Origin of the sequence: uncultured Campylobacter sp. (assembly GCF_938045625.1) — a bacterium.
Taxonomy (GTDB): domain Bacteria; phylum Campylobacterota; class Campylobacteria; order Campylobacterales; family Campylobacteraceae; genus Campylobacter_A.
In genome coordinates, this window is sequence record NZ_CALIAV010000025.1 from 1 (window position 1) to 25,687 (window position 25,687).

Annotated in this window: 30 protein-coding genes; 11 read left to right on the forward strand and 19 right to left on the reverse strand. The window is 46.7% G+C overall.

Annotation, left to right across the window (positions count from 1 at the left end):
- From Q0386_RS02435 to Q0386_RS02455, 5 genes are all read right to left on the reverse strand, one after another.
- On the reverse strand, positions 1–491 hold a 491-nt coding region (locus tag Q0386_RS02435), incomplete at its 3' end, for a hypothetical protein (protein ID WP_299026583.1).
- Between the two features lie 239 nt (positions 492–730).
- Complete coding sequence (locus tag Q0386_RS02440) at positions 731–1,903, reverse strand: HAMP domain-containing sensor histidine kinase (RefSeq protein WP_299026585.1); 1,173 nt, start codon at positions 1,901–1,903, stop codon at positions 731–733.
- A 138-nt stretch (positions 1,904–2,041) separates the two neighbouring features.
- Complete coding sequence (locus Q0386_RS02445) at positions 2,042–2,704, reverse strand: response regulator transcription factor (protein WP_299026591.1); 663 nt, start codon at positions 2,702–2,704, stop codon at positions 2,042–2,044.
- Between the two features lie 249 nt (positions 2,705–2,953).
- Complete coding sequence (locus Q0386_RS02450; RefSeq protein WP_299026594.1) at positions 2,954–3,442, reverse strand: DUF1104 domain-containing protein; 489 nt, start codon at positions 3,440–3,442, stop codon at positions 2,954–2,956.
- Between the two features lie 54 nt (positions 3,443–3,496).
- On the reverse strand, positions 3,497–4,336 hold the full coding sequence (locus Q0386_RS02455) for a M23 family metallopeptidase (protein ID WP_299026596.1): 840 nt from the start codon (positions 4,334–4,336) through the stop codon (positions 3,497–3,499).
- A 92-nt stretch (positions 4,337–4,428) separates the two neighbouring features.
- Here Q0386_RS02455 and Q0386_RS02460 point away from each other — a divergent pair, with 92 nt between their 5' ends.
- Positions 4,429–5,094 (forward strand): lipid-binding SYLF domain-containing protein, encoded by a 666-nt coding sequence (locus tag Q0386_RS02460; protein WP_299026600.1) that lies wholly within the window; start codon positions 4,429–4,431, stop codon positions 5,092–5,094.
- Between the two features lie 30 nt (positions 5,095–5,124).
- On the opposite strand, the gene Q0386_RS02465 is transcribed toward Q0386_RS02460, so the two are convergent.
- Entirely contained in the window at positions 5,125–5,334 is a 210-nt protein-coding gene (locus tag Q0386_RS02465) for a hypothetical protein (protein ID WP_002945385.1), read from the reverse strand.
- A gap of 160 nt (positions 5,335–5,494) precedes the next feature.
- Between Q0386_RS02465 and Q0386_RS02470 the strand changes: the two genes are divergently transcribed.
- The 10 genes from Q0386_RS02470 to modD all read left to right on the forward strand — a co-directional run bounded on the left by Q0386_RS02470 (position 5,495) and on the right by modD (position 12,821).
- Positions 5,495–5,932: a Fur family transcriptional regulator gene (locus Q0386_RS02470; protein WP_299026603.1), complete on the forward strand. Its 438-nt coding sequence runs from the start codon at positions 5,495–5,497 to the stop codon at positions 5,930–5,932.
- Between the two features lie 109 nt (positions 5,933–6,041).
- Complete coding sequence (locus Q0386_RS02475; RefSeq protein WP_297940988.1) at positions 6,042–6,383, forward strand: HMA2 domain-containing protein; 342 nt, start codon at positions 6,042–6,044, stop codon at positions 6,381–6,383.
- Positions 6,380–7,024, forward strand: a complete 645-nt coding sequence (locus Q0386_RS02480; protein WP_299026605.1) for an aminotransferase — start codon at positions 6,380–6,382, stop codon at positions 7,022–7,024. Before Q0386_RS02475 ends, Q0386_RS02480 begins: the two co-directional genes overlap by 4 nt.
- Before the next feature lie 22 nt (positions 7,025–7,046).
- Complete coding sequence (locus Q0386_RS02485; RefSeq protein WP_299026608.1) at positions 7,047–7,520, forward strand: hypothetical protein; 474 nt, start codon at positions 7,047–7,049, stop codon at positions 7,518–7,520.
- A gap of 10 nt (positions 7,521–7,530) precedes the next feature.
- Positions 7,531–7,836: a Cys/Met metabolism pyridoxal-phosphate-dependent enzyme gene (locus Q0386_RS02490; protein ID WP_299026611.1), complete on the forward strand. Its 306-nt coding sequence runs from the start codon at positions 7,531–7,533 to the stop codon at positions 7,834–7,836.
- Complete coding sequence (locus Q0386_RS02495; RefSeq protein WP_299026614.1) at positions 7,833–8,177, forward strand: YtxH domain-containing protein; 345 nt, start codon at positions 7,833–7,835, stop codon at positions 8,175–8,177. Before Q0386_RS02490 ends, Q0386_RS02495 begins: the two co-directional genes overlap by 4 nt.
- A complete protein-coding gene (locus Q0386_RS02500; RefSeq protein ID WP_299026617.1) occupies positions 8,161–10,236 on the forward strand; it encodes a heavy metal translocating P-type ATPase in 2,076 nt (691 codons plus the stop codon). Before Q0386_RS02495 ends, Q0386_RS02500 begins: the two co-directional genes overlap by 17 nt.
- 41 nt (positions 10,237–10,277) lie before the next feature.
- A complete protein-coding gene (locus Q0386_RS02505; RefSeq protein WP_299026680.1) occupies positions 10,278–11,714 on the forward strand; it encodes a sodium:alanine symporter family protein in 1,437 nt (478 codons plus the stop codon).
- Positions 11,711–11,995 (forward strand): hypothetical protein, encoded by a 285-nt coding sequence (locus Q0386_RS02510; RefSeq protein ID WP_002952110.1) that lies wholly within the window; start codon positions 11,711–11,713, stop codon positions 11,993–11,995. The genes Q0386_RS02505 and Q0386_RS02510 overlap by 4 nt, the downstream gene beginning before the upstream one ends.
- Entirely contained in the window at positions 11,979–12,821 is an 843-nt protein-coding gene (gene modD / locus Q0386_RS02515) for a ModD protein (protein ID WP_299026619.1), read from the forward strand. The genes Q0386_RS02510 and modD overlap by 17 nt, the downstream gene beginning before the upstream one ends.
- Positions 12,822–12,895: 74 nt before the next feature.
- Here the strand turns inward: modD and Q0386_RS02520 are convergent, their stop codons facing one another.
- From Q0386_RS02520 to Q0386_RS02580, 13 genes are all read right to left on the reverse strand, one after another.
- Positions 12,896–14,017, reverse strand: a complete 1,122-nt coding sequence (locus tag Q0386_RS02520; protein WP_299026622.1) for a hypothetical protein — start codon at positions 14,015–14,017, stop codon at positions 12,896–12,898.
- Between the two features lie 114 nt (positions 14,018–14,131).
- Complete coding sequence (locus tag Q0386_RS02525) at positions 14,132–15,013, reverse strand: EamA family transporter (RefSeq protein ID WP_298947601.1); 882 nt, start codon at positions 15,011–15,013, stop codon at positions 14,132–14,134.
- 231 nt (positions 15,014–15,244) lie between these two features.
- Positions 15,245–15,904 (reverse strand): thiamine phosphate synthase, encoded by a 660-nt coding sequence (locus Q0386_RS02530; protein ID WP_299026625.1) that lies wholly within the window; start codon positions 15,902–15,904, stop codon positions 15,245–15,247.
- A 42-nt stretch (positions 15,905–15,946) separates the two neighbouring features.
- Positions 15,947–17,080, reverse strand: coding sequence for a 2-iminoacetate synthase ThiH (gene thiH / locus Q0386_RS02535; RefSeq protein ID WP_367272378.1), 1,134 nt, complete (start codon positions 17,078–17,080; stop codon positions 15,947–15,949).
- Positions 17,081–17,322: 242 nt separating this feature from the next.
- Positions 17,323–18,099, reverse strand: a complete 777-nt coding sequence (locus Q0386_RS02540) for a thiazole synthase (RefSeq protein WP_299026628.1) — start codon at positions 18,097–18,099, stop codon at positions 17,323–17,325.
- Between the two features lies 1 nt (position 18,100).
- A complete protein-coding gene (thiS, locus tag Q0386_RS02545; protein ID WP_299026631.1) occupies positions 18,101–18,295 on the reverse strand; it encodes a sulfur carrier protein ThiS in 195 nt (64 codons plus the stop codon).
- 87 nt (positions 18,296–18,382) lie between these two features.
- Positions 18,383–20,614 carry a hypothetical protein gene (locus tag Q0386_RS02550; protein ID WP_299026634.1) on the reverse strand — a complete coding sequence of 744 codons (2,232 nt, stop codon included), beginning with the start codon at positions 20,612–20,614 and terminating at the stop codon, positions 18,383–18,385.
- Complete coding sequence (locus Q0386_RS02555; RefSeq protein ID WP_299026637.1) at positions 20,611–21,132, reverse strand: outer membrane lipoprotein carrier protein LolA; 522 nt, start codon at positions 21,130–21,132, stop codon at positions 20,611–20,613. Before Q0386_RS02555 ends, Q0386_RS02550 begins: the two co-directional genes overlap by 4 nt.
- The gene (locus tag Q0386_RS02560; protein ID WP_299026640.1) at positions 21,107–21,538 is read right to left on the reverse strand and encodes a thioesterase family protein; all 432 of its coding nucleotides are present in this window, start codon (positions 21,536–21,538) and stop codon (positions 21,107–21,109) included. Before Q0386_RS02560 ends, Q0386_RS02555 begins: the two co-directional genes overlap by 26 nt.
- Position 21,539: 1 nt before the next feature.
- Positions 21,540–23,252: a glycosyltransferase gene (locus Q0386_RS02565; protein ID WP_299026645.1), complete on the reverse strand. Its 1,713-nt coding sequence runs from the start codon at positions 23,250–23,252 to the stop codon at positions 21,540–21,542.
- Positions 23,249–24,925, reverse strand: coding sequence for an AMP-binding protein (locus Q0386_RS02570; protein ID WP_299026648.1), 1,677 nt, complete (start codon positions 24,923–24,925; stop codon positions 23,249–23,251). Before Q0386_RS02570 ends, Q0386_RS02565 begins: the two co-directional genes overlap by 4 nt.
- Positions 24,915–25,451: a DNA gyrase subunit B gene (locus Q0386_RS02575; protein WP_298790253.1), complete on the reverse strand. Its 537-nt coding sequence runs from the start codon at positions 25,449–25,451 to the stop codon at positions 24,915–24,917. Before Q0386_RS02575 ends, Q0386_RS02570 begins: the two co-directional genes overlap by 11 nt.
- Positions 25,435–25,686, reverse strand: coding sequence for an acyl carrier protein (locus Q0386_RS02580; protein WP_299026651.1), 252 nt, complete (start codon positions 25,684–25,686; stop codon positions 25,435–25,437). Before Q0386_RS02580 ends, Q0386_RS02575 begins: the two co-directional genes overlap by 17 nt.
- Position 25,687: the final 1 nt, after the last annotated feature.

Consider the following 25,687-nt stretch of genomic DNA (forward strand, 5'->3'; position numbering starts at 1 on the left):
GCATAATACGCGCTCTCGTTCGGCTGCAATTTAAAAAGCTCGCCCAGATACGGGTACAAAAGCGGTGCAAACTCGAGACTTGCCGCAGCGATGACCTCTTCGGCGTTTTTCCAGCGCGCGCTCTTTTCATCTCTGCCGCGTTGCCGTGCATTTTTGCTTGCGCTTTCGTTCACCCGCGCCGAACGCGCATTCTCTCCCATCTGTGCCGCGCTTTCGCTCTGCTTCGTTTCGCGCCCCTCTGCCGCCTCTTCGCGCAAAATTTTAACCGCCGTAGCGATCAAAGCTTTAAAATCATCCTCGCCTACGTAGCCCAGAGCGTCCTTTAGCAGCGTACCGCCCTCTTGCTGCCCGCGCAGCAGGCTGTCCGCTAGCGTAAAATACGCTGCCTCGTCGCCTTGCAGCCGCCAAAACCGCTCGTATAAATCTGGCACTCTAAAGCCGTCACGTTCGAAATCTCGCGCTAAATTTAGTGCCTCGTCCCGCTTGCCCATACTTATTTTCCTTTATAGTTTTATCGCAAATTTTACCAGGATTTATCTTGCTTTTGCGCCAAATTTAAAGCCATCGGTTGCGGAAAGATTAAGCATTAAGATAATTCAAGAATCATGCGGATTAGGCGATACGAAAACCAAATTTCATCTCGCAAAACCGCAAATCAAACCTGCTTAAATTCGACGCCATAAAAGCAGGTTTAAATTTACGGTTCAAAAACCGACCTTGCGCCGCCCCCTTAAATTTTCGTCGCACTCCCGCCAAACTCCACGCGAAACTCTGTTAGCCCTCCGCCGCTTTTACACGAGATTTTAAACCCAAGCTCCTTGCAAAAGGTTTTAACGATATGAAGCCCGATACCAAAACCGCCGTTTCGCTCGTCAAACCGCGTGTAAAGATCAAAAATCCGCGGCAAATTTTCCTTCGCGATGCCTGCGCCGCTGTTTGAGATCACGAGCGCGCCAGGGGTTAAATTTACGCTTACCGAGCCGTTTTCGTCGCAGTATTTTATGGCGTTACTTAGTAGATTGTCGATGATTTTTCGCGTTTTTTTATAGGATGAGCGTAGCTGCACCTCGGCGATTTGCATGCTTAAATTTATATTTTTTTGCTCCAAATTTAGCCCAAAATACCCGATCCGCTCGCGCAGCAGCTCGCTTAGGCTAAAGCTCGTCGCAGGGGCGTCATCTTTGCCGCTAAGCTTTACTAGCGTGAGGTCCTCATATAGCGTCGAGATCGTTTTGGAGGCGGTTTTTATGTTATTTAGGTATTTTTTCGGATCGGTTTCAAACATCTCTATACTCATCAAAATGACGCTAAGAGGCGTATTTATCTCGTGCGTCGTATCCCTGATAAAGCCGTTTAAAAAGTCGATGCGGCGGTAAAGCGGACGCAGCGAAAGACGGATGATAAAATAAGCTATGATTAAAATAGCAAGCAGTATCATAAACGAGAAAAATATTATCTTGAGTTTTAGCGTGAGAATCGTAAACTCCGGATCTGCGACCTTGACGGCGACGTAGTACTCCTCCTCGCCGAGCCGATTTTTGAGATAAAACTGCACGACAGAGTTCGTTCCGTCCTTATACCTTTGCGGCATGCCCTCGCGCGGCTCAAAATCATCCTCAATCTCCTCACCCGTTTTTAAATTTACGGCAAAAGCCTCGACGTCGTCGAAATCATCGTCGTCTATCTCGCCGTTTTTTTGCAGTTTATTTTGCAGGTGATGCTGCAAATCTCGCACGATAAACACGTCGCGATCGAGTATAAAATGCTTCTCGCGCTCGTAAAACATCTGCGCGAAAAAGACCAAGAATGCAGCGCTCGTGATAAAATAAAGCAAAAATATAGGTAAAATTTGACGGTCCGAAAGCGCTAGAAAGGCTTTTTTAATGGATTTTAGAAGGGACATTTGCCGCCTTTTGGATTAAACTTACGGGTATTTTGCGGATGTAAAATTTGAAGCCTAAAGCGGTAAAAGCTCTGCGCAAATTCGGATGAAAATTTAGACCGATACCTTACTCTTTGTCTCCTAGCGACCGCGAAAAGCTTAAACATATTTATAGCCTAGCTTTGAGGCGCTCACGATACGCTCTTTGCCTAAAATTTTACGTAGCTCTGCGATATAAACGCGCAAACTAAGCTCGCTAGGACTCTCGTCGTAGTCCCAAATTTGAGAATAAATCTCGTCTCTACTTAAAAATTTATCCTGATTTTTTAGCAAAAGCGCGAGTAACCTGGACTGCTTTTTAGGCATCGATACGGCCTTGTCATCGCGAAATAGCAAACCCTGATTCATATCAAAGCCCAAATTTTCGCCCAGATTTACCAGTTCGTTTTTGTTATGCACGAAGGTGCGTTTTAGCAAATTTTGCACGCGCAGATGTAGCTCTTTTAGCTCAAACGGCTTTTTGATGTAGTCGTCGCAGCCGCTAGTAAAGCCGGTTTGCACGTCGTCAAGCGTATTTAGCGAGGTCGTAAATATACAAGGCGTATTTTTGCCCGCGTTTCGCAGCTCCCGAAGTAGCGCAAAGCCGCTGCCACCGATGATCTTGACGTCAAATATCCAAAGATCGAAGTTGCTTTCATAAGCCAAATTTAACGCATCGTCGTAGCTTTTCGCGCCCGCAGTCTCGTAGCCTTGCGCCTCCAGATACGCGCGCATCATCTCAAGCAGCATATTTTCGTCCTCGACGATCAAAATTTTACTCATTTTCGCTCCGTTTTTGTTTGCTTTTGTCGTTTTACGGCGTTTTATCCGCTTGATCTTATTATATCTGTCGGCGCGGCTTTACGCTAAATTTTTCGCCAAACATCTCAAATTTGCGTTAAATTTACCCACATGCGCTCAAATTTAGCCGCAAACAGATCCTGCGTAAATTTATCAAATTTCATCTAAATTTGAAGGTAAAATTTCATAAATTTATAAGTTCGAGCCTCCAAAAAGGAAGCTCGAATTTTATTATTTCATCGGCTGTTTTGGGCCCTTGTAGCCGCCAGCTTGATTGCAATCTCCGGCATTTGCACAGTCCTGCGCCATCATGCCTTTACCGCCGTGCTTAAAACCGCCCTTAAAATCGTGTTTAAATTTCTTATGCAGATCGTCGTCGTGATCTTTTAGCTCAATATCAAGCCTTTTAGCCTCCGCCACGCTTAGCGAGCCAACCTTGTCATTGTAGCTTTTGCGAAAATCCTGCATGAAATTTTGCCTATCGGCGACGCTCATAGCATCCATTTTCTTTACTATCTCGGCTTTTAGTCCGCGCTTAACCTCTTTTGCCTCGTATCTTAGCTTGCCAGCGCGTTTGTCTATCTCAAACGCTACCTCGCTAAGCGTCTTAGCATCGGCATTTGCGACCATTTTATAAAGCTCGTCGTTCGTGCTATTTTCAAGCGAAGCGGCAAAAAGCCCGCCCGCAACCAACATACTAATCAAAACTACTTTTTTCATTTTCTCTCCTTTAAAAAGATGAGCGAAGTTTAAAGAAAAGTCGTGAAAAAAATGTTAATTTAAAATTTCGTTGATTTTTTTTACGAAATTTAGCGGATTTACCTGTACGCCGCCCGCGATCACGCCAAAGTGCAGGTGCGGCCCGCTCACTCGCCCACTAGAGCCGCTAAGCGCGATGATATCGCCTTTTTTGACGCTTTGTCCGACTTTGACGTTTAGCGCGCTTAGATGGTAGTACTGTGTGTAAATGCCCTCGCCGTGGTCTATAACCACAGACCCGCCAGCATAGTAGCGATCTTTTGCGATGACGACTACGCCATCGTTTGCTGCGATTACAGACGTGCCGACCGCCGCTCTAAAATCCGTGCCCCCGTGATAGCTTTTTAAAGTGCCATTAAATACGCGCGCAGTACCGAACGGGCTCGTGATCGCAGAACTCATCGGCAGGATAAATTTGGAGTTAAATTTTAACCCGACGTTAGCAGTGGCATAGATTTTATTCGCCTCCTCGCGCTCCTCCTCGATACGCTTTAGTACCTCTTTTGGAGGCGTCACCTTGCTGCCCTCGACGGTTATTTTTTCTTTTTTGTATTCGCCCTCTACGATCTTAAAAACCATCGTCTCATCGCCGCCTTTAAGCCCGTTTATTAGCTTGATCTCGCCTTTTTGGCGGTATCCCGCGGAAACGATGGCAAATTTTAAATTTTCATCCCCTGGCACGTTAAGCCAGCGCTTTTTCTTGCCATCGATGCTTAAATTTCCTGCAAATTTCGCCTCCACCCGCACTATCTCCACGTCGCCATTTACGATAGTCTGAGTTTCGCTCGGCACACCAGCCTGCTCTTTTGCGCTCAAATTTAAACAAATCAAAACGGCTAAAATAATTTTTTTCATTTACATCCTTTACGTAAATTTAACGAATAATTTTTAAATTTAATAAAAAAATACTATAATAGCGGGTGAATTTTACGAAAAAGGAAACAAAAATGAAAATATTTTTAAAGCTTGCCGCTTGCGCGCTTTTGCTCGGTCAGCTTGCTTATGCGGATTTTACGCAAAATCAAAAAGTACGAACTTCATTTGATATCTTAAACGATTTGGGCTCTAGAAAACTGCTAAATTTAAAAGATACTAGTGAAATAAGAGGCATCATGGTCATCCCTGAAGTAGTTAGCGGCGGGCTAGTCGTAACGACTCATACTGGAGACGGTATATTCGTCGGCAGAAACGACGAAAATGAATGGAGTAGCCCTATATTTATAAATTTTAAAGGCGGCGGCATAGGCCTGCAGGGCGGCTATAAATCAACCGACCTTGTTGTACTTTTTAAATCAAGAAGGTCGTATGCTGGGCTAATAAACGGTAAAGGTCAAATAGATCTTAGCGCCGATGCCGTAGTGTTAGCGGCCGGCGAAAAAGCTGGCATAATGAGCGACCTGCCTGAAATTACGGCTTGGGCTACGCTTAGAGGTAAAAGTAGAGGCCTTTTTGCAGGCGTTAGCATAAATACCTCTTTGGTAGTCGTCGACAAGCAGGCTACGTATGATTATTACGATAGAATGTACGATATGGAGGACATCTACAACAACTCTCCGAAAGACTCAAGATATACAAAAACGCTAAAAGAAGTATTGAATAAATATTTTAAATAATTAAAAGGAAAAAACGGTTTGGCCTAGCGGCTAAACCGTATAAAGAGAGACGAATCTCTTTTTGTTGATTGGCGAAAACTGCGTCATATATTCAAACGCTTCTTCATAGTCTCCGTCCGTGTATTTTGCGACCTCTTCGATAAGCTCGAAAAGCTCTTCATCGTCAAGCGATTCAAAGTTACCTCGGTTTTCCAAAACCTCTAGCAAAACCGCTTCAAGCTCTAGCTCGTCGTACGTCATGGCTTCCCTTTTAAATTTTTTGCGGAATTATGCCAAAATAACCTTTATAACCGCTTAGTCAAAATCCCCATTTTTTGAGAATTGGTCTTAAATTTATCGCATTATCAGCTTTTTTTTACTATAATAAAAATTAATTTTAATCGGCTGAAACGGCGGCAAAATGCACACTTTTGATAAATTTTATATGAAATTTTTAGAGCTTTTACGGGATTACGGATATAAAAATTCCGCTGCAAAAGAGCAAATTTTAAAAATTTTATTTTCCAGCGACGAGCACCTTAGTGCGAGCGAAATACAAAATAAGATCAAAAGCGAATTTAGACGAAACGTTAGCCTCACGGCGATTTATCAGTTTTTAAATTTTTTGCAGGATTTCGGACTCGTTCTTAGCTTTGAAGAGAACGGGATAAATAAATTCGAGCTAAATTTAAAGTCGCATCACGACCATCTAATCTGCATAAAATGCGGCGCGGCGGAGAGTTTTTTCGATAAATATATAGAAGAAAAACAAGAGCAAATTTGTCAAATTTCGGGCTTCAAACTCGAAGGTCATGCGATGATTTTATACGGAATTTGTCCAAAGTGCCAAAACAAATAGCCTATTTTGCGCCTCTTTATCAAAAATGATTTGATAACGATATGCAAAAAAGTTTCAGTTAAATTTAAGCGTAGCAAATAGATAATACGCCAAAAAATAAAGGAGAAACATGAGCGCAGCGCCACATATACCATCGGAGTTAGTCTTACGCATAGCTTCGTATTTCACGCCGATCCACCACGTCGCAGGCCGCCTAAGAGTCCGCGTCAGCAGCGATATCAAAAAAGAAGCGGACAGCTTGCCGTTAGAAAAAATAGATCAAACGATAAAGCAAATAGACGGCATAAAAAACGTCAAATTTAACAAGCTAATCGGCTCGGCTACGATAGAGTACGACCACGAAATTTTCCCGAAAAAGATGTGGGACGATCTGCTAAAAGGCGAAAATTTGCACGAGATCTCGGCTCTAATCAACAACCTAGCGCAAAAAGCTACCGGCGGCGCAAGATGAACGAGGAGCTAAAGCAAGCCGCAAATGCGGTGTTTTTACTAGAGTCGCAGGGGGTAAAATTTTACGAAAACGTCTGCAAAAAAGATGAAATTTTCGATCAAATTTTAGCCGTTAGGCAAAGCGGGCTAGAGCTTTTAAAGCCTTATGCAGATCAGGCCGACCCGCAAGTTTTTTACGCTTTAGCGTGCGAGGATCTTGACGCTTGCTTTATAAAAGCCCTAAACTACGAACTTGAGTTAAATGCGTTTTATGAAAATTTGACCGATAGCCTTGGTGATGAAAACTTTAAAGACGTCTGCTTTAGGCTTTGGGCGACGTCAAATAACGAATATATCCCGGCTCTAAAAGCAAAGCTAGCTCAAATTTTGTCAGTGCGGCTTGAAGGCGCTAGCAACGCCAAAGATGAGCAAGCGCAAACGGCACAAAATCAAAGCGAAAATATCTTAAACGCTTTTGATCCAAGTAGCTTTAATCAAATCAGCCAAACGCTAGAGCGCATAAGCTCCGGACAAGGCGGCAAAGATGACGTAGTCGCACTTTTAAATAACCCGAATTTTTCATTTTTCGGCGGACTGGCGCTGGGCGGACTAGCTAGTATGATGCTAAGTAAAAATTTAGACAAAAACAAAGATAAAGAATAAAATTTAACACAAAGGATAAAAAATGGCATTACCGTTTATCGCAGGCGCGATTTTAGGTGGTTTAGCCGTCGCGGCTTTCGGCAATAAAGAAAAAATCAAATCGGTTCTTGAGACCGGACTAGACAAGGGCAAGGAGTTTGCCCAAAGTGCAAAAGACTATGCGCAAAAAAAGGCTAGCGAAGTAAAAGAGTATGCAGAGGGAAAATTTGCCAAAGCGTCCGAAGAGGTCAAAAGCGAAATAAAAAATCGCAAAAGGCGTACTAGCGAGGAAGTAGCGGCGGAAAAAGCGGCTAAAGAAGCAGCTAGAACAAAACAAGGCGGAAAAAAACCGGGTCCAAAAGCTAAAAAAGCGGTCGCAAAACCAGTAGTAAAAGCCGGACAAGAACAAGTAAAACCTCAAGAACTAAAGCCGGAAGCCGACGTGACTAAGGAAACTAAAGCGATGGCAGACAGTATCGCAAACGCGCTCGAAGCAAATTTGGGCAGAAATCACTAAAAGGTAAAATATGGCACTAACTTCAACCACTAGACTTCCGGCAGACCACTTAATAAGCGGCGCGCTAATCGGCGCGATGGCAGCCGGCGGTGTAGAAATACTAAACTATAAAAAAGGCAAGGTCAGCAAAACGCAGGCCGTAGCTAAAACGACTAAAATCGCTATCCAAGGCGGTATCGTCACGGCGTGCGCTATCAGCGCATCAAATAAACTAGTCTCGGCGCGCTATCTTGCGGCTGCGGCAACGGTTGCAGCCGGTATCGCCGGCGTAATCGCTACGGAAAAAATAATCAAAATTTTAGAGGAAGATAAATGAAAAACCCTTACATAAACGAAACGCAAACTATAAATCAATTAAACGAAGACGGTAGCACGACTACGACTACTACGACGGTAAAGACTACCGGCGCTCCAAGCGCGCTGGATAATAGCATAAATAATGCGCTAAAAGACTTTATCCCCGCAAATTTTAATGCCGCTGGCTTCATAAAAGGCGCGCTAATAGGCGGCGTCGCAGCCTACGTGCTAACTAATGAAAATGCCCAAAAGGCGATATTTTCCGCCATCGTAAAGGGGTCAAATTTGCTTCAAGCAGGATTTGAAGAACTAAAAGAACGCTTTGAAGACGTAAGGGCTGAAATTGACTCCCAAAAATAACGTTCGCATCGCGCATCTAACAAAAAATCGCGTTAGGTTTATCTGCGAACGCATCGGCGAGAACTGCGACGAGAGCCATTTGGAGGCGCAAATTTCCGAATTTAAATACGTAAAAAGCGTCAGAGTAAATAAAAAAGCTAAGAGCATCGTGGTCGGCTTTGATTCAAATTTAGACGAGATTAAAGATTTTATCGAGAATTTACCGATTAAAAATTTAAGCAAGCGTAAAGAAGAGCCAAGCAAGGCTGAAATTTATAAAGCCGCAGCCGCTTTAGCTCTGACTCCACTGATTGGTAGCAATGGCGTAAAGGCTGCAGTTAGCCTCGTCGCCGCAGCTCCTTTGCTAAAAGAGGGCGCAAGCGAAGCCGTAAATGAGGGCGTAACCTCAAAAGCTCTTGAAGCCGCGGCCGTCGGCGTGAGCTTAGCTAGACGCGACTTTTTGGCGGCAAATAGCACGAATCTCATGCTAACCATCGGCGAATATATGGAAGAAAGCGCCGTACATCGCAGCGACGACCTTATCAAAGAACTAGCCCGTCCAAACATCGAAGAGGTCTGGATCGAGATAAATAATAACGGCGAAAAATCTCTCAAAAAAATCTCGACCGCCGACGTCAAAGTAGGCGACATCGTGGTCGTCGGCGCAGGCGAGAGTATCGGTATAGACGGCTATATCGTAGAAGGCACCGCAAGCGTAAATCAAGTCTCGATGACGGGCGAAGCAGAACCGGTCAAAAAAGAGCGCGGCGACCGAGTGATGAGCGGAACGGTCGTAGAAGACGGACGCATCAAAATTTGGGCCGAGAGCATAGCCGCCGAGAGCGCGACTGCGAGGATAAAATCATATATCCAAAGCTCGCTAAACGAAAAATCCGCCGTCGGACTAAAAGCCACGAAGCTAGCCGACAAGCTAGTGCCAGTGACGCTAAGTCTAGCCGGCGTTTCGTATCTGCTTAGCCGAGATATGACTCGCGTAGCTAGCGTCTTGCAGGCGGACTACTCCTGCGCGCTAAAACTAGCCACGCCCGTAGCATTTAAATCAAGCATCTCAAAAGCCGGCCGAAACGGAGTGCTGATAAAAGGCGCCAAAGCTATCGAAGCGCTAGCGAGCGCCGATACTTTTGTCTTTGATAAAACAGGCACGCTAACGCACGGCAGCCTAAGCGTCGTCAAGGTTCACTCGTTTAACAAAGAATTTACTGAAGCGCAGCTGTTAAATTTGACCGCAAGCGCTGAGGAGCACTACTTTCACCCCGTAGCCGAAGCTATCGTAAAGGCCGCGCGCGAGATAGGCTTTCACCACATCCACCACGACGAGGTCGAGTTTATCGTTGCTCACGGAGTCAAAACATACGTAGGCGGCAAAGAGGTCGTGATCGGCTCGCGGCATTTTTTAGAGGACGACGAGCAAATTTCATTTAGCAAACACGAAGAAATCATAAAAAGCGAAGTAGACAGCGGACTCACGCTACTTTACGTAGGCTACGACAAAGAGCTCTTAGGCGTCATCGCCATGCGCGACACCATGCGAGAAAACGCGGCGCAAACGCTAGCAAAGCTACGAAAACTAGGCGTAAAAGAGCTGATAATGCTAACTGGCGACGTGCAGTCTAAAGCCGATCAGGTAGCAAGCGAGCTAGGTATCGATAGAGTCTACGCAAACTGCCTACCTACCGATAAAGCAGGCATCATCGAGCAGCTAAAAGCCGAGGGTAAAAAAGTAGCCTTTGTCGGAGACGGTATCAACGACGCGCCAAGCCTCACCAAAGCGCACGTAGGCATCAGCATGCAAAAGGGCGCCGATATAGCAAAAGCCACCGCCGACATCAGCCTACTAAAAGACGACATCGGCTCGGTCGCCGTCGCAAAAGACGTCGCAAATAAAACTATGAGGCTGATAAATACGAATTTTAACGCCACCGTAGGTATAAACTCGCTCATCTTAGCAGGTGCGACGTTTGGACTCTTTAACCCTATCGCCACAGCCGTTTTACACAACGGTACGACGATCGGACTGCTGGCAAATTCGATGAAAGGCGTCAAGATAGGCGCGAAGTAAATTTGAAGGAATGACGGTTGATAGATAAAATTTTAAAATTTATGAACGATGAGATGTCGCTAGCCAACGACTTTTTGTATGGCTATTTTTTGGTTATCGTGCTCGTTCTTACCGGTATTTATTTTAGCTATATTACTAGATTCGTGCAGTTTAGGATGTTTTTCGAGGCTTGCAAAGTACTAGTCGAGAAAAAGGATAAATACAATAAGCACCACCTTACGCCCTTTCAAGCGCTTATGATCTCAACCGCCTCGCGCGTGGGCATCGGAAATATCGCGGGCATATCCGCCGCTATCGTAGCGGGCGGTCCGGGCGCGCTATTTTGGATGTGCCTGATGGCGTTTTTGGGTGCAGCTTCGGCATTTGCCGAGAGTACGCTAGCTCAAATTTACAAGACCAAAGACGTATTCGGCTTTAAGGGCGGCCCGGCATACTACATCAAAAACGGCCTAGGCATCAAGTGGATGGCGAGCCTTTTTGCCGTCATTCTCATCATCACCTACGCTTACGGATTTAACGGCCTACAAAGCTACACCATGACCTCCGCCTTTCAAATTTACTACGACCAAAGCGCGGGCGCTACGAGCTTTAGCGATAGCGGCTTGCCCGTGGGTATCGGCCTCATACTTACCGCATTTGCGGCGGTGATGTTTTTTAGCAAGAGCCATATTATCGGCAAGGTCAGCTCCTACATCGTGCCTTTTATGGCGCTTGCTTACATCCTGCTAGCCTTTATCGCGATCTGCTTAAATTTAGACAAACTTCCGGCCGTCTTTGATATGATCATGAAAAGCGCCTTTGATTTTAAGGCGATATTCGGCGGATTTGCGGGCAGCGTGATCGTCTACGGTATCAAGCGCGGACTGTTTTCAAACGAAGCAGGCATGGGTTCTGCGCCAAACGCGGCCGCCGCGGCTCACACGAGCCACCCCGTAAAGCAAGGACTCGTGCAGGCGATGGCGGTTTTTATAGATATGACGATCTGCGTGGCTTCTGGCATGATAGTGCTTTTCTCGCAGGCTTATATCACAAAGCAAACGGGCGCCAGCGGCGAACTGCTCACCGCGCTTCCTTTAGTGCAGGCCGCGATGCGCGAGTACTACGGCGAGATCGGCCTTCACTTTACGACGCTTGCGGTGGTGCTTTTTGCGATCACGTCGCTGATCGGCAACTACTACTACGCGCAGGCAAATATCAAATACCTCACCAAAAACCACAAAATCGCCATAGCCTTTAAGCTAACGGCGGTCGCGATGATATTCGTCGGAGCGCAGATGAACCTAACTATCGCCTGGAACATCGCCGATATCACGATGGCGGCGATGGCTACGATAAATATCGCGGCGATCTTTATGCTATCAAAAGTCATGATAAAAGCCCTAAAAGACTACGAATCGCAAAGAAAAGCTGGGCTAAATCCGGAATTTGACCCTGAGAGCATAGGCATCGCAAACACAACTTGCTGGAGAAAAAAATGAACATAAACGGACAACTTTTAAATTTACAAACACACAGAAAAGTCGCAAAAATCGGCATGAGCGTCACTCTAGCCACAGTTTGCCTAACGGCGTTCGGGCTTAAAGGCAGAAACAAAGGCAGCTTTAAAAAGTGGCACGTAGCCTCAGGCGTCGCGTTTATAGGTTTTTCGCTCTATCACGCGGGCCTCTACGAAAACGGCATCTTTAGAAACATGATCGTAAACGCAAATAAGAAAAACGCCGAGGCAAAAAGGCTAGCAAGCGATGATCAAGATAAATGACGCCGAAATTTTAGCCTACATCGGTGAGGATCTGCCCTACTTTGATCTTACGACCTCGCTTCAAGGCATCCGCAAAAACGCCGTCTTAACCATACTGCCGCGCGAGGACGTGACGGTTAGCTGCGTAGACGTCGCCGCTCGCATCGCGCGTTTGCTAGACTGCGAGACGCAAATTTGCGTCCCAAACTCCGCCGTCGCGGCCGCAAAAAAGCCGATCGTAAAAATCAGCGGTAGCTACGATAATGTGCACAAAGCCTGGAAACTAGCGCAAATTTGCCTAGAGTACGCCTGCAAGATCGCCACCTACGCAAGAGCGATGAACGAAGCCGCCAAAAGCGTAAATCCAAAATGCGAAATCCTAGCCACGCGCAAGAGCTTTCCGTTTGCCAAGAAATTTTGCCTAAAAGCCGTGCTTGAGGGCGGCTGCGGCGTGCACAGGCTAAATTTGAGCGACAGCGTGCTATTTTTCAAAAACCACATCAAAGCCTACGACTCGTATGAAGAGTTTTTGGCTCAAATTCCAACCTTCAAAGCAAAATCTCCCGAGCGCAAAATCGCCGTCGAATGCGAAAATTTAGATGATTGCGAAGCACTTTTAAAGGCGGGCGCCGACGTCGTACAGTGCGATAAATTTACGCCGGAGGCCGTAAAGCAAGCAGTAGGCTTGCGAGATAAAATCGCCCCAAACGCGGCCTTGGTCGCAAGCGGCGGGATAAATCTAAAAAACGTTCGAGAATTTGCCGCCACAGGCGCGGACGCACTCGTTACGTCAGCGATGTACACGCAAGGCATGGCCGACATCACCGCGGTTTTAGAGATAGCGTAAATTTGCAAATTTGACGGACCACTTGGCTAGTCAAATTTGTACATGCGTTTAACATATAGCTATCTCAAACTTTCTCATCTTCTATCCTTTTTAAAGAATTCCTCTATCATCTTTTGATTGCAGTCCTGTATCCAAGTGGTCTCGTTTTTATTGCATAGCCAAAACGGACCTCCCGACTCCGGACCCAAAGCATTAGTTAAGACTTGGATTAGCCAAGAGTGATAAGACTCGTAGATGTATGTATTGTCGGCTAGTATCTTGCCCGTATTTATGTCTTTTATTAGTCCGCCGTAGTTAAATCCCATGCCTATTACCTTATCAAACATAGTTTTTATATCGGGCTTTAGTTCTATGACGGCATACGGATATTTTATTACGAGTTCGGCAGACGCTATCTCATCTTCATTGATTTCTTTGCGAGCTATACATTTGTCTTTGTAGATTTGTTTGTAGTATTCCATCTTTTTATCTACGTCTTGCAATCTATCTATAACCCACTCTATTTGATAGTCGTCCCACGTAAATACTTTGCCGTTCCTATTAATAGGGTTTGGGCTTTTGTATCGCTCTTGCACTATTTTTATTATTTTGTCTACTACTATTCTTTGCTGCTGCGGGTAGCTCTTTTTTCTCTCTTCGTTATCAAACCAGGCATTATAATATATCTCTTTATATTCGCTGGGTTTTGAATGATATTCATCGTAAAGTTGCTTAAACTCGGGATAAGGTATTTTTTTATCGGATAAGTATTTTTTTAGTTCTTCATCTACCGACATAAAGCAATTGTTTGAAGTATTGCTATCTACGTAAACTCTAAAAAATTTACCGTTATTAGGGCTATCTTCCGCTTGAACCCTATAATCTATATAGTCCAAATCGCCGTTTATCAACATCGTAAAAGCAATGTCTTTAGTATATTGCGACGATAATTGATTTACTTCAGGAAACCACCTATCAAATTTCTTTTCTCCGGCATAATATCCTCTGCTGGTTGGCTTTTCGTAGACGTTTATCTTTCCGTATAAATTTCCGTAGTAATGAAATATGGCCGAGGTTATAAACCCGTCTGCGAAAAACACCATAAACCAAGCAAAAAGCCAAAGTAGCTTGCGTTTGCCTTTGGGGGCGATTAAAGCAACAAAGAAGCTTACGATTAGAAAAATGAGTGCGATTAGAAGTGCTGCGGCGTCGTGCATATCTGATCCTTTTTAAAACTCAAATTTAAAATACCCACTGCCGTCAAGTAAAGCGGCGATGTTTGGTCTCGCCGCTAGTTTTAAATTTTAGCTAAATTTGGCTTCAAATTTAGATTATTTTGCCGCTACGCTTACTCGCTCGTAGTGTGCGATGATTTTATTGTGAATGAGTAGCGAGATATAAATTACCGCACCGCCAAGGCATAGTCTTAGTATGTCCGCGTCTTTATGCCAAAATACTAAATTTACGATGATAGCTGCTGGTATGAGGGCGTTATTCATGATGGCTAGAGTGCCGCTATCTACCTCGCATGCGCCTTTGTTCCACAAAAAGTATCCTAGACCGCTAGCTCCTATGCCAAGCCACAACAGCACGGCGCCTTGGGTTAGGTCGAGGTTGATCTTTTCAGGATTGCCAAACATGGCAAAGGCTATGCCCGTAACCGCCGCGGCTCCGACGAAAAAGTAGCCAAAAACACCTCTTTGTTCGTTAAAATCACGCTTTTCTAACAAAAATTTATACGCGCTCTGTCCAACGCCAAAGCATAAATTCGCCCCCTGTACGAGCAAAAATCCGTGCCAAAAGTCGCTATTTACGCTGCCGTACTTGATGATGAGCGCGCCCAAAACCGCCGTGCCCACGCTAAAGAGATACAGCAGCCTAAGCCTGCCTGCGAGCACGTCATAAACCACGCTCACGTAAAACGGCGTAAATATCGTAAAGAGCGCAACCTCAGCGACGCTAAGGTATGCAAACGAGTTGTAGTAAAAGATATACATTGCGCCGATCTGCACCGCGCCGATCGCGGCTACTTTGGCGTATAGAGCGAGGTTTTGCGCGGCAAAATCCTTAATCATAAAGGGCAAAAATACGCCAAGCGCAAGAACGACGCGCGAAAACGCGGCAAAGTAGCTATCCACTCGCCCCGCCAAAAACTCGCCGATGAGGCTAAAGCTAAACGCCCAAAGCACCGTAACAAAGATCAATTTTTTCACATATTCTCCATTTGAGTTAATTTTCGTCTGAAATAGTAGCAAAATAGGCTTAAATTTGACGGATTTTACGGCGGAGGCTTGAGAATTTTACGCGAAACCTAGTAATGTAAATTTGAGAGATTTTGGCGCGGCGATTTGTATTTTTGCGCATTAAATTTTACTTGTAGCTATGGCTTTCTTTTGCCGAATCCAAATTTAAAGGCATGGTCGCTAAACTACGCCAACTAAAATTTAGCTCAAAAATCCCCGCATCATGTACGCACCGGCCACACCCGTATCCTTAATCTTGCCCAAATTTTCAAAATTTATCCCGCCGATAGCGTAGGTTTTTATGCTTAATTTCTCGTAAATTTCTCGTAAAAATTTAAGCCCCCTGCCCCGCTCTAGCGAGTGAGAAGGCGTATCAAAAATATGTCCCGCCACGACGTAATCAGCGCCAAGATCTTGCGCCGATAAAGCCTGGTCTAAAGAGTGTACCGAAACGCCGATTTTAAGCTTTTGCGTTAAATTTGACGCGCAAATGCCAGGAGCTTCGTCTTTATCCGAGCTGGCGCCGTCAAATTTAACTAAATCTCTCAAATTTGTAGCCCATTTGACACTCGCAGACGCAAATTTAGTAAAAGGCAGATGCAGTTCGCTCACGCCAAGCCTGCTTGCGACGCTTGCGTAAGTATGCAAAATAAGCCGCACGCTAGAGCCGCACTCCGCGATAATATCAAGCGTTTTGCGGGCTAAATTTTCGTACTCACACTCAGGCAGATCGCTCTCTCTTAGCAAAATTTTATCCGCCTTGTCGCTTTGCGCTACCCGCCTAACGTCCGCGAAAAAATCCTCGCTCAAGCGGCGATTCGTCACCCAAACGAGCTCAAATTTATCAAATTCCATCGCCATTTACCCCAAAAGCCAATTTTTAGGCCAGCAAAAACTGCCGTCCTAAACGTAAATATGCTCGCTCATCACAGGCTGCAAATTTAGCCCTCGCACGGCACTTAGTATCTCCTCGACTGAGCGCGCGTCGCTGATCTCAAACTGCTCGTCGCCCTTTTTGGCTTTATCCGAGTGTGTCCCCACACCCGTGCTAACGCCGGCTGAAATTTTGTTCGCGGCGACTGCAATGACGCCGTCTCGAAAGCGCGCCGACTCGCGCGTGGAGATCGTGATATTTGCGTACGGCAAAAAGAGGCGGTACGCGCAGATGACCTGAAACAGCGCCCTCTCATCGACGTCCCTCGGGCCGACGTGAGCCTTGTTTATCGCGGGGCGCAGGCGCGGGCAAGATAGAGCGATCTCGGCATGCGGGTACTTTTGCTGTATGAGGTGCGCGTGTAGCGCGGTGGCTAGCGCGTCTTTTCTAAAGTCATCAAGCCCCAAAAGCGCGGCAAATCCGACGCTGCGCATACCGCCCATGAGAGCGCGCTCCTGAGCGTGGAAGCGGTAGGCAAACGAGCGCTTGACGCCGCCTAAGTGAAATTTCGCGTAGGCCGCCGGGTCGTAAGTCTCCTGAAAAACCACGACGTAGTCCGCGCCGCAACCGTGCAAAAACGCGTATTCGTCGGCATTTAGCGGATATATCTCGACTCCGACGTTGCTAAAAAGCCCAGACGCCTGCTTGCATACCTCGCCGATATAGCCCAGGTCGCTTTTTTTCGCGCTTTCGCCGGTTAGGATCAACACGTCTTTTAGCCCGCTTTTTGCGATATTTGCTAGCTCCGTCGCTGCCTCATCCGCCTTTAGCCGCACGCGCGAGATTTTATTTCGCGAGCTAAAGCCGCAGTAGACGCAGTCGCTATCACAAAAATTTGAGATATAAAGCGGCGTAAAAAACTGCACCGAGTTGCCAAACTGCCTGCGTGTCCTATCTCGCGCCGCCTCCGCCATCTCGCCTAAAAATACGCTAGCAGCGGGGCTTAGAAGCGCTTTTAGTCCCTCAACGCTTAGATTTTCTTCGCTTAGAGCGCGCCTAACGTCGCTAGCGTCAAATTTCGCGTAGTCGTAGTCTTCGCGCGCAGTTAGCACCCGCCGCATCAGCGTTTCGTCTATGCGCTGCGCACCGTCGGCATACTCCATCACGTCTAGATTTTTCAAATATTTCTCCGTTTTTCGTCTAAATTTCGGGCGTTAAATTTGATCGTTTTTAGGGCGCGAGGCGGCAAATTTTACGCGCCTAGACCCGCGCCTTTTCGGCGCTAAATTTAAAAACCGCGCGAAATCGTCAAATTTAAAATTCGCAGGATTTAACGAGGTAAATTTCATCCTCGCCCGCCTCAAATTTGACGCCGTTTTTCATGCCGTCAAATTTAAAGCCGAATTTACTCCAAAAATCCCGTCAGCGGACTCGACGCCCGCGCACTTTCGCTCACACCACCAAGTCCGGATAGATACGCCAGCCTGCCCGCCTGAATCGCCAGCGCAAAGGCTCGCGCCATCGTTTTTACGTCGCCCGCAGTCGCGATAGCGGTGTTTGCCATCACGGCCGCGCAGCCCATCTGCATCGCCTCGCACGCCTGCGCAGGGCTGCCGATACCAGCATCCACGATCACGGGCAGATCTATCTCGGCGAGCAAAATTTTTATAAATTCGCGCGTACAAAGGCCTTTATTCGTCCCGATCGGAGCACCCAGAGGCATCACGCACGCAGCACCCGCCGAGGCCAGATCGCGCGCTACGTTTAGGTCGGGGTACATATAGGGCATCACGACAAAGCCCATGTTTGCGAGCTTTTCGGTTGCTTTTATCGTTTCGTAGTTGTCGGGCAGCAGGTATTTGCTGTCTCTGATAACTTCAACCTTGACAAGATCGCCGCAGCCCGCCTCTCGCGCTAGCTTTGCGATACGCACGCACTCATCGGCGTTTCTAGCGCCCGAGGTGTTTGGCAGTAGCGTCACGCCCTTTGGGATAAAATCTAAGATATTTTCAATCCCGCCCTCATTCACGCGGCGAAGCGCCAGCGTCACAATCTGCGCGCCCGCCTCGTGTACCGCAGCCTCCAAAAGAGGTAGCGAAAATTTACCCGATCCCAGGATAAAACGCGAGCTAAATTTATACCCGCCTAACTCTAAAATATCGTTATTTTCGTCAAATTTCATCTCAGCCTCCGCCTACAAAATGCACTATCTCAGCCGAGTCGCCGTCTCTTAGCGCCGTATCAAATTTATCTTTCGGCAAGATTTCGCCGTTTAGCTCGACCGCGATACGCTCAGGCTTTAGCCCCTTCGCCGCGAGTAGCTGCGCTACGGTTTCGCCGATAAACTCGCTCTCGTCTTTGCCGTTTATTTTTAGCATTTTCTTTCCGTTTTGTTAAATTTAGCGCGCCCGTACGGGTCAAATTTCGCGCCCTAGAGTCGCCGATTATACCGCTTTTTGCTAAATTTAAGCCAAATTTTTCATCGCGAGCGTGCATGCGGCAAGCCCGTAAAACGCGACGCAAAGGCTAACGGCTAGCCCAAAAACGCTAACTGCGGGCGTCTGGCTAAAACTAAGCGCGAAAAACGAGATAAAGCTCGTGATAAACGCGGCAAATATCCCAAAAACACGCTCCCGCTGCGACAAGTCGTCGTTTAATGCAAAGATGAGATAATCAATCCCGACCGCGCTCGCCAAAATGAGCCCGAAAATCGCAAAAATATTTACGTGAATGCCAAGCGCCGCAAAACCGCAAAGCACGGCTAGCACGCCAAGCGCGATGACGCTCATAACCAAAAGTGAGCGCGCCGCCCCGAAAAACGCCCACAAAAGCGCAAACGCAAGCAAAAACGCACCGCCCTTTAGCGCCGCGGCCCAGGCCTTAGCTTCGGTCAAATTTTGATTTAGCGCGCCGACAAAATCGACGCTAAAAGCACCGTTTGCTTTTAAAATTTCATCCGTTTTCTCGCCGCCCGCAAGCCCCTCGGCATACACCGCGGTGCTGTTTTTGCTCGGTAAAAATCGCGTCAAATTTTTTGCCGCGTCAAATTTTAAAATCTCTCTAACGCCGATAGTTTGCGCATTTGCGATCTTTTCTAGTTCTGACTTTACTAGCTCGCTAGGCAAGCCAAACTGGGCGTAAATTTTAAAGATCTCCTCATCTTTTGCGGCTTCTTTAAAGATATTTTTTACACTTTCCTGCTCGGCGCGGCTTAGGATAAATTTAGAAATCGAAGCGTAGTCTTTGACGAGATTTGCCTGCTTTAGCTCGTGCATCAACCGCTTTTCGTCGCCGACTAGATCGCCGCTGCCCTTTATCACGATGACGGAGTTTTGCGGCGCGGCGCCCGTTATCTCGCTGATCTTTTTAGACTGCTCCAGTAGCTGCGCGGGCGAGCTTGCGTAGTCTTTGATCTGCTCGGGCGCGCTTAGACTTTTAAAATTTAGCGCCAAAATTCCCGCGCAAAGCGCAAACGCGGCAAGTAAAATTTTTAAATTTACCGCTCCCGCCGCACGCTCGCAAAGTCCCGCAAATTTATCAAAAAACCGCGAAAATACGGCGCTTTGCGAAAACGTCGCGCCCTCAAAAACAAAAGGCAAGCAAAAATATGTAAATAAAAACGCCCCAAGCAGCGTAAATAGCGAAAATATCGCGGTTTGGCGCAACAGCTCAAGCGACGAAAAGGCAAAAACGCCGTATCCGCTCATCGTAATGCAAAGTCCGAGCAAGAAAATTTTAAGCATCGGACGCACGCTTGCGGCCGCCACGGGCGCATTTTGATTTTTACCCAGCCAGTGCAGCGCAAAATCAAACATCAGTCCGACCAGGCTAGTGCCGATAACCACGACCATGACGCTAAGGCTCTCGTAGATCAAAAGCGAAGCCGCAAGCCCGCACGCAAAGCCGAAAATCGCGACGAAAACGACGCAAAAAATGCGCAAATTTTTAAATGCGAGCAGCAAAAAAATCGCGCAAAGGCTAAGCGAAACCGCGCTCATGACCGCACTTTCCTTGTCACCGCTAGCTTTGCCGTAGGCTCCGTATAGCGCGCCGCAGCTAGCATAGGCTTGCGCTCCGTCCTGCGCCGCGAGCTCGTGTACGCTTTCATAAAATTTGATCAAATTTTGCGGCTCGTAGCCTGGCTTTAGGCGCGCTTTTACGAGGTAAAATTTACCGCCCTCGTGTGCGGCTTCTAGCATTAAATTTGACAAATTTAGGCTGATTTTAGAGCCATCCAGGCTCATGTGCGAGCTTAGAGCGAAAAAATCGTCCTTCGCGTTAAGCGGCTTAAAGGCGAACTGGTTAAATAAATTTTGCGCGCTTTGCTTGAAAAACTCGTTTTTGTCTTTTACTAAAAGTTCATAGGTTTGCTCGTTTAAAAGCGCGATCTTTAGGGCGTTTAGCTGGGTTAGATAGGAGGTTAAATTTACGTCCTGCTTTGCGCGATACTCCTCAAAAACTCCGCTTTGTGCGGCTAAAATTTCGCTTTTTTCTAAAAACTCAGGCGAATTTGAAGCCAACAAAAACTCGCCCGAAGCGCTATCAAGCATCGATTTTAGCGCGGTTTGCTCGGCGGAGTTTTCGTAATTTACGAGAGAAAAAATATCCGCGTTTATCTTTTTCGCGTTTGCAAAACAAACGGCGAGCGCGGCTAAAAAAGCCGCTAAAAAGATAAAAAAACGCGCGGATTTTTTCATTTTACGTTGTAAAAATCATTTACCGTTTTATCGCCGCTAACTTCGTTTAGTACGATCTTTTTGACGTATTTATCGCCTCCGACCAAAATACGCGTAAAGATTTGTTTTAACAGTACGTTTTTTGGCGTTAGCTCGATTTTCCAGTTGTTTTTGTCGCCTGAGATTTTAAAGATAAATTCCTTCTCAAGCTCGGCCTTATCGAGCTTTATGATGGACAAAAAGAGCTTTTTATCAAAATTTTGATCGATTTTTATGAGCTGGTTGCCGCTTTTTTGAAAGATACCGCGCTCGTTTATGACGATGCTCACGGCGACCGGGCTTAGCGTGTCGTAGAGCAGCTCGCTTTGGCTGAGTTCAAATTTGCCGTAGCTTTTAAACTCCACGTTAAAACCGCTCAAAAACTTCGTCTGCGCGAAATCACCGCTGATATTTTGCGTTTTGATTTGAGATTTTATCTCGTTAAAATCAAGCCCCATCAGGCTCGCCGCCAAACTAAAAATTATTGCTATTTTTTTCATTTATATACCTTTTTATTGCATTTTGTAGCTCTTGCGGGATCTCAAAGCACGTCTGCATCGCGCGCATATCAACAGCCGCCTGTGAGCTCGTACCCGTACACAGCGTCTCGCCGCTTTTGGCGCTTTTTACGACGTAGCCGATCTTTAGAAAGCACTCGCACTCCTTTAGCGTCGCCTCCACCTCGATCTCGTCGCCAAAAAACACGGGTTTTACGTATTTGGCCTCGATTTTTACGATCGGGTAGGCGTAGCCGTCCGCCCTCATCGCCTCGTAGTCGTAGCCTATCTCCTCTAGCAGCGCACACCTAGCCGTCTCAAAATACTTCACGTAGTTGCCGTGCCACACGACGTTCATGCTGTCCACGTCGTAAAACTGCGCCTTTAGCGCGACCGATTTTGATATCATCTCATCTCCAAAAATCAAAAAAATTAAACCACTGCGCGGGCGTTTGTTTGCAGCGATTTTCTAGCTCGCGGACGTAAATTTGCAGATATTCGCGCGCTGCGGCGGCCCTGTCTCGCCCTAGCTTTACGGTGCTTGCTAGCGGCACGAGCTTGATCCTAAATTTACCCTCTATCTTTTGACACCACAGCGAGCTTATCTTTACGCCCAAGATCCCCGCGATCAGATACGGACCGTAGTTAAAGCTCGCCTCCTTGCCAAGAAATTTCACCCGCGCGGCCTTATCGCCGCCAAGGGGCGTTCTATCGCCCATTATGCCGATGTGCTCGCCGCTTTCGACGATATTTTTTAGCTCCAGCATCGCGGCAACGTCGAGCTCATTAACCAGCATTATGCGCACGCTGCCGTCGTTTTGGCTGATCTGTTTTAGCACCTCGTTAAACTCGCGCGAGTTTTTGTCGTAAACCAAAATCACCATCCTAAAGCCATCGACCCGCGCGCCCAGAGCCTTGCAAATTTCGACGTTTCCAAGGTGCGCCGTGAGCAAAATTTGCCCCTTTTTCGCGCCGATTAGTTCGCTTTTTATACGCTCTAAATCAATGATTTCTAGTTCGCTATCCTTGATCTTTCCTTTCCAGACTCTAAATTTATCGCAGATAGCGCCGCCAAATGCCTCAAAATGACTAAAAACGCTCGTGCCTTTTAGTGTCTGCGAGCCTGTAAATTCGCTCAAATTTTGCCTAAACGCCGCGATGTTTTCGCGCTCGTTTTTTGAAAATATATAATAAAACCAAACCACGATTTTAACGATAATCTTTAGTATAAACTCAGGCAAAATTTGCGCCAAAAATAGGCTAAGTCTTAGAAAAAACGCGCCGCCTCTTTCCTGCTTTTTCCACCAGAGATTTTGCTCGGCATTTTCTTGCGATTTTTTTAAATTTTGCGCGTCGTTTGCGCCGTCTTTAAAATTTGCGCTTTTGCTTAAATTTAACCCGCACGCTCGCCAAATTTTACTCAGCATAAATTTAGGCAGAGAAAAGAAGCATTTTGCGTGCATGAGGCTGATTAGCGCGTTATCGCGCAGCATCTTAAAGTGCGAAACGCCGCCCTTTTCGTAGCGCACGTAGGTATCTATCCAGCGCATATCTACGCCCTGTCTAGCGGCATTTACGAGGATTTCGATGTCAAATTCCATCCTATTGGTCTTGCTTTTTGCCGCCGCTTTTTTAAGCTGCTCTAAAGGATAGACGCGAAAGCCGCACATAGCGTCTTTGATGCCAAGGCTTAGCGTATTTATCGCAACCCAAAAATTCGTGATTTTCCTGCCGTGGACGCGGGATTTTGGCGCATCATCGCCGTAGATAGGATTTGCGCAGACGATGCTTTGCGGGTGCGCCTCGCTCTCGCGCAAAAACTCGCCAATGAGTGCCGCGTCGTGCTGAAAATCGGCGTCGATTTGCAAAACGTGGCTAAAACCGCGCTCCAGTGCAAATTTAAACCCGTCCTTCATCGCGATGCCCTTGCCGCCGTTTTGCGCGCGCGTGAGCAGCAAGATACCCTCCGTTCGCTCAAGCTCCGCCAAAATTAGCTTACTAGCCTCGTCCGAGCCGTCGTCCACGACGATAACGGGCAAATCGTAGGCTTTTAGCGCCGAGATCAGGGCTTTGATATTTTGCGGGTGATTGTAAAAAGGCACCAAAAATGCAAATTTATTCAAAGCGCGGCCCTGCCCGTCGAGCATTTTTCGCCGTTACAAAACAGCTCAAAGTAAAGCTTGCCGCCGCGTTTTTCAAAACAAACGCGAAGCGCGTCGCCAGGTCTAACAAACTTCATAAATTTTAGATTTTCCACCGTACTGGCGCCGCTAACGTCGATACCGACGCCGCTAGCTAGCTCAAAGACGTAGTCAAGCTGCATAAATCCCGGTAGCAGCGGTAAATTTGGAAAATGGCTCTCGTAAATCTCGAGCCCTGCGTGCATGATAGCGCTAAATTCGTACTTTTGCGCGCCGTCAAGCCACTCGCCGTTTGCGTCAAATTTAACGCAGCTAGCATTTGTGCCGCAGCTTAAAGCGCTCTCTAAATTTTGGCCGTTTTGGCAAATTTGACCGCTGCAAATTTTACCCGCTTCATTTACCGCCCCGCCGCTCCAAACGGGTTTAGGGCTAGCAAACAGCGCATTTTCAAATTCGCTTTTTTCAAATTTACCCTGCTGATTTCGCGGCATTTTTTTTACTATTTTAAAGTATCGGACGCTGTTTTTAAACTCGAGCTTCAAAAGCTCTTTTAGTTCGGCTACCACGCCTTTTTTGCCGATTTTTCTAAATTTTTTAAGCCCTTCGCCGTTTAGCTGTAAAAGCGCGGCGATGCGCTTAAATTTCGGATGCGGCGCGCAGTAGCAGTCCGCTAGCAGGCCGCTTTCTAGCAGCTTTGCTTCGATGCTCTCCAGACTCACGCGCTTGTCGTTTAGCTTGACGATACGGTCTATCCTGCCTTGTAGCGCGAGGCGGCCCTCGTCAATACTCGCCGCGTCGTTAGTCTGAAAAAACTCGCACCAAGGCGAGCTTACGTTTAGCGCGCCTCTATCGTCTAGCCCTGCGTCCACCGCGCCAAACAGCCTAAGCCCGTCGCCGCAGTCTTTAGCCACTATGCCCGTTTCCGTGCTGCCGTAGATCTCGATGATACGCGCGTTGCAGATTCGGTTTAGCTCGCCTCTTAGCTCCTTTTTTAGCGGCGAACCCGCACTTACGATCCCGCTTAAGCCTTTTAGCGCGCTTGCGGCGGGACTTTGAGCTAGAGTTCTAAGCAGCACCGGACTAGCGATAAATACGTGATTTGCAAGCTCTAATCCCAAAATCGCCTCGGGGTAGTTTAGCTCGTCCGCGATGACGCGCGCACCTAGCACTAGCGGTAAAAAGACCTTAAAGGTAAGCCCAAACATGTGCCTATGCGAAACGCTCGAAAAAAAGGTATTTCTCTCGCTAAAATTTAGCTCGCCCGCTAGATACTCCCCCTCTTTTATCATCTGCGCGAGCGTTTTTTCTATCATCTTGCTTTTGCCGCTAGAGCCTGAAGTCTGCAGATAAAATTTAGCCTGCGGATCAAATTTAAACCCACTTACGGGTGCATTTGCAAGAAAATTTAAAAAATTTTCGTCGTTTACGGCGGTCAAATTTGGCTCATATATCGGCTTTGCCAGCACGTAAGGCGCAGCGCCAGCCAAAAGAGAGCCAAAAAAAGCAACGTAAAATTTAAACGTGTCGTCGATGTAAATTTGCAGCTCTTTTACGCCCTCTTTTTCTAAAAACGCGGCAAATCTAATACACGCATCAAAGACGTCGCGCGAGTCGTCCGTAAATCTAAAATTTTTTAAATTTTCCTCAAAGCTCATTATTTTTTATAAATCTCTTTCTAAACAAAATTTCCCCGAAAAATAGCGCCCCCATCAGCGCATAAGAGACCGCGCCGCTATAAACGCTCCAGTAAAATTTATTCTCCATCAAGGCTAGCGCGAGCGAGAGGGCGGCGTTAAAAACAAAAAACGCACACCAAATTTTGGTCAAATTTCGCGTATAAGCCACGCCTTTTTCGTCCAAATTTGGCTCTTTTAGTTTTGCTATTTTGGTGATGACGGCTTCGTTTTTTAAGCTAAAAGCAAAAAAGGCCAAAAACACCAAACTCACCAAAACCGGGTAAAGATACGCTAAAAATCCGCCTCTAAAAATCATACAAACCATGAAAAAAACGGCGGCCGCGATACTAAGCCTCCTCTCAAAGCCGCTCGAATACGCTCCGCGAGCTATCCATAGCACGGCAAGCGCCCAAACGACCCAAAAGGCAAAATCGCCCGCAAAAAATAGTGCGAACGGGTAGATGACGCTAACTACGCTTAGGGCGATTTTAAGCTTGCCCGTCAAATTTTTTAGCCACCGCGTTTACGATGTCTTCGAGCGTTTTTACGTTTTTAAAATCTTCAGGCATCAATCGGTGGCCCGTTTTGCGCTTGATGTGGTCTATTAGATCGATCGCGTCGATGCTATCTATCTGAAGATCCTCGTAAATGCGCGTTTGCGGCGTAATTTTGGCCTCGTCGATCTCAAAAAGCTGCACTAGCGCGGACTTTAAAATTTCAAAAATTTCTTCTTTTTTCATC